Annotated in this window: 3 protein-coding genes; 2 read left to right on the top strand and 1 reads right to left on the bottom strand. The window is 71.2% G+C overall.

Annotated features, from left to right (window positions below):
- Positions 1–90: 90 nt before the first annotated feature.
- Positions 91–1,281: a cytochrome P450 gene (locus tag ACFV6I_RS37430; RefSeq protein WP_063345829.1), complete on the bottom strand. Its 1,191-nt coding sequence runs from the start codon at positions 1,279–1,281 to the stop codon at positions 91–93.
- 182 nt (positions 1,282–1,463) lie between these two features.
- Here ACFV6I_RS37430 and ACFV6I_RS37425 point away from each other — a divergent pair, with 182 nt between their 5' ends.
- Both ACFV6I_RS37425 and ACFV6I_RS37420 read left to right on the top strand, forming a co-directional pair.
- Positions 1,464–2,138 (top strand): helix-turn-helix domain-containing protein, encoded by a 675-nt coding sequence (locus tag ACFV6I_RS37425; protein ID WP_380430534.1) that lies wholly within the window; start codon positions 1,464–1,466, stop codon positions 2,136–2,138.
- 107 nt (positions 2,139–2,245) lie between these two features.
- The coding region (locus ACFV6I_RS37420) for a class I SAM-dependent methyltransferase (protein ID WP_380430531.1) at positions 2,246–2,799 on the top strand (554 nt) is incomplete at its 3' end.

Below are 2,799 nucleotides of genomic sequence, written 5' to 3'. Positions count from 1 at the left end.
CCGGCACACCCCCCGTGGGTGTGCCGGGCCGCTCCGGCTCCCGGCGCCGCCCCCGACCCTGGCCTCGACCTCGCCCGGTCTGGTTCGTGGTCACACGTCCCAGGTGACCGGGAGGCTCTTCACCCCGTAGATGTCCGCGGTCTCCGGCCGCAGGCCGACCTCCTCCGCCGGTACGGCCAGGCGCAGCGTGGGGAAGCGCTTGACCAGGGCGGTGATCGCGACGCTCAGCTCGACGCGGGCCAGCTGCTGCCCCAGGCACTGGTGGACGCCGTGGCCGAAGGCCAGGTGCCCGCCGTACTGCCGCCGGAAGTCGAGCACGTGGGGATCGGCGAAGCGCTCGGGGTCACGGTTGGCGGTGTTGTACGACAGGATGACCGTCGTGCCGGCTTTGATGGTCTGGCCGCCCACCTCGACGTCCTCCAGCGCCGTCCTCATGAACGACTTGGCGACGCTCAGGTACCGCAGCAGTTCCTCGACGGCCCGGCCGGTGAGCGTGGGATCGGCGCGCAGGTCGGCCAGCTGCGCCGGGTTCTGCAGCAGCGCGAAGGTGCCCAGCGCCAGCATGTTCGCGGTGGTGTCGAGCCCGGCCGCCAACAGGATCAGGCTGACGCCCCTCAGCTCCTCATCGGTGAGGTCGCTGTCCATGAGGTCGCTGAGCACGTCGTCGGTGGGGTTCGCGCGCTTGGCGGCCACCAGCTCCGCGAGGTACTGCTGGGTCGCCGTGTAGGCCGCGATCAGCTCCTCGTCGCTCGTCTCCCCGTTCACGAACGAGTCGATCTGCTCCTGGAAGGAGCCGCGGTCCTCGTACGGCACCCCCAGCAGCTCGCAGATCACGATGGCGGGGATGGGCTTGGCGAACGCGGTCACCAGGTCCGCCGACGGCCCGGCCGCCTCCATGGCGTCCAGGCACTCGGCGGTGATCTGCTCGATGCGCTCGGCGAGCAGCCGCATCCGCCGCACGGTGAACTTGCCCACCAGCGGCTTCCGGTAGCGCCCGTGCTGCGGGTCGTCCATGAGGAGGAACTCGCCGGGCGGAGCCGGAGGAATCTCGAAGTCGCCCACGTTGATGAGCTCCTTGCGCGAGCTGAACCGCGGGTCGGCCAGGACCGACCTGACCAGCTCGTACCCGGTGATCAGCCAGCCGGCCGCCCCGCCGGGGTGGGTGTAGCGGCTGATCGGGCCGTGCCGTCGGGCGTCGGTCAGCTCGGCCGGCGGGTCGAAGGGGCAGCCGGGCGGGCGCGCCGTCGGCAGCGTCGTGACGGTGTGGACGGATTCACCCATGACCGTTCCTCATCTCGCGGAAATGCGTCTTCGGGACTATTCGAAAGCTACGTTGCATTCAGCATGGTCGCAATCGGGTGAAGGAGTATTCCCAGGTGAAAAGCCGTAAATTGATGCAATGACGCTGAAGTCGAATGCAATGCCGCATTGCAATGAATGAATGCGAAGGCAATACTGGCGGCATGCCAGGAGGACGACTGACCCAGCAGGACCGCCAGCGCATCGCGGCCGGACTCGCCGACGGGCTCTCCTACGCCGAGATCGCCAGACGGCTCGACCGGCCGACCTCGACGATCAGCCGGGAGATCGGACGCAACGGCGGCCCCAGCGGCTACCGGCCCGAACAGGCGCACCGGGCGACGGTCCAGCGCGCGCGGCGCGGCACCCCGGCACCGCCACCCGCGGACGGGCCCTCGGGCAGCCCGACAGGAGAGGAGATCATCGACATGGCGGTCAGGACGGGGCTGCCGAGGATGACGGCGCGCGTGCACGTCGACCTGCTGCTGTCCGAGGACGGCAGGCGCACCGCGGCCGAGCTGACCCGCAGGCTGAACGTCAGCGCGGCCTCCGTCTCCGTGGCCGTGAACTACCTGGTCCAGCACGGGTACGTCCGGCGCGAACGCGACCCGCAGCGGCGTCGCGACATCTACGTGGTCGACGACGAGGCCTGGTACCACTCGATCATGATCGGCTCGCGGGAGACGCTCGGGACGGCCCAGATCGCGATGACGGCCGCGGCGGAGTTCGGGCCCGACAGCCCCGTGGGGCAGCGGCTCGCCAGGGGCGGGACGTTCCTGGAACGCGTCATCCAGGACATGGTGGAGTCCGCCGACCGCTGGCGGCACCTGTTGACGTGACCTCGTGGCGTTGCGTCAACTCGCTTCCCCCGCAGGCCAGGTGCCCGTCCGGACCGGTGAGGGGAGTGCCGGCCCGGCCGACTCGGCGCCGGGGTAGATTCCCGGGCATGACGACCACCGACCCGCTGAGCCCGGTCTCCCGTACGGCCCTGTCCGTCGCGCTGGTGCGCGCCTACGAGAGCTCCCGCCCCGAACCGCTCTTCACCGACCCCTACGCCGCCGCCTTCGTCACCGCCTCCGGCATGCCGATGCCCACCTCGGGACCGGCGAGCGGCCTCGCCAAAGGCCTGGTGGTCCACGGCATCCTGCGCACCCGCTTCTACGACGACCGTCTGCTCGCCGCCGGCGCGGACCAGGTCGTCCTGCTCGCAGCAGGCCTGGACGCCCGCGCCTACCGGCTCGACTGGCCGTCCGGCACCCGCCTCTTCGAACTCGACCTCGCGCCCGTCCTGACCTTCAAACAGCACGTCCTGGACGAACTCGGCGCCGACCCGGCCGGCGAACGCACCACGCTGCCCGGCGACCTGCTGGACTCGGACTGGCCGCGCCGCCACGTCGATGGGGGCGTCGGGCCGGGGGGGCGCCCCCCCGGCGGGGGCGACCGCGGGGGGAAGTGGCTGGGGGATCGCGGGAGTGCGCCAAGCCGAGCGGATCGGGTAGC

The organism is Kitasatospora sp. NPDC059803 (assembly GCF_042732255.1).
Classification (GTDB): Bacteria; Actinomycetota; Actinomycetes; order Streptomycetales; family Streptomycetaceae; genus Kitasatospora.
This window is presented reverse-complemented; position numbering and strand designations above follow the sequence as displayed.

What these genes read in the sequence shown, in the direction of transcription:
- ACFV6I_RS37425 (WP_380430534.1), top strand. Translation starts at nt 1,464, where the DNA reads ATGCCAGGAGGACGACTGACCCAGCAGGACCGCCAGCGCATCGCGGCC.
- ACFV6I_RS37430 (WP_063345829.1), bottom strand. Translation starts at nt 1,281, where the DNA reads ATGGGTGAATCCGTCCACACCGTCACGACGCTGCCGACGGCGCGCCCG.